This window comes from Phytopseudomonas daroniae (genome assembly GCF_004327285.1).
Classification (GTDB): Bacteria; Pseudomonadota; Gammaproteobacteria; order Pseudomonadales; family Pseudomonadaceae; genus Aquipseudomonas; species Aquipseudomonas daroniae.
The window spans coordinates 1-814 of the sequence record NZ_QJUI01000053.1 but is presented as its reverse complement, the minus strand read 5'-3'; the positions used below and the strand labels follow the sequence as shown (position 1 = coordinate 814).

At 38.3% G+C, this 814-nt stretch carries 1 protein-coding gene; it reads right to left on the bottom strand.

The window, feature by feature from the left end; genetic code table 11:
- Positions 1 to 158: 158 nt before the first annotated feature.
- On the bottom strand, positions 159 to 814 hold a 656-nt coding region (locus DNK06_RS25025), incomplete at its 5' end, for an SGNH/GDSL hydrolase family protein (protein ID WP_131182669.1).

Below are 814 nucleotides of genomic sequence, written 5' to 3'. Positions count from 1 at the left end.
GCGTATATTTCTTCTTTTTGATGGTATATAAACATTTTCTCAAGTTTGCTCATACCTTCATCTAACAAGCGATAGTTATACTCATGTTGAGCAACTATTTTCCGACCTGTCATTGAATGTAAACTTGTAATTAATCCGTAAGCCATTGGTTGCCTCCTTTAGTCGTAAAAACTGTAATAATCCTTGATTAACTCGTACATAATAACCTCGTGACCTTTTTCGTTAGGGTGTAAGCCGTCCTCCATGCTCGCTTTCCTAAAAGCTGGATTGTATGGCTTAAAGTAATCTGTGTGATATGCGTCAAACACTGGTACATCTAACTCACTACAAGCTAATATTTGAGCGTTTACATAGTCCTCAAGTGTTAACCCTAGTTTGTTTTTGTCCGTGTCTTTACGGCGTATTGTTGTACCACTCATAGGGCATTGTCTTGTAGCTGTCATCACTAGTATTTTTGAATCTGGATTATTCTTTCTAATAACTTCAATTGCAGAACAAAAGGCACCGTAAAACGTTTTTGTATCCGTTTTATCAGTGCCTATCGGTACGCCTGCCCAATAACCGTGTAACCAGTCATCATCAGTGCCTTGTAATATGATTAGGTCTCCTCTTATTTGCTCTGCTTGTTTATAAATGCTGTTTTCTACCGCTTCTTTACCTATTGGAACTGTTGCCATTGTTGCGCCACCTCTTGCAAGATTAGTCGTTTTAGCTTTCAATTTCTTGCCTAACATTTCTGTGAAATTAGTTTTTGCGTGCGACCCTCTAGCTACAGAGTCGCCAATCGTTCCAATTGATTTGATGTTTCTTATAC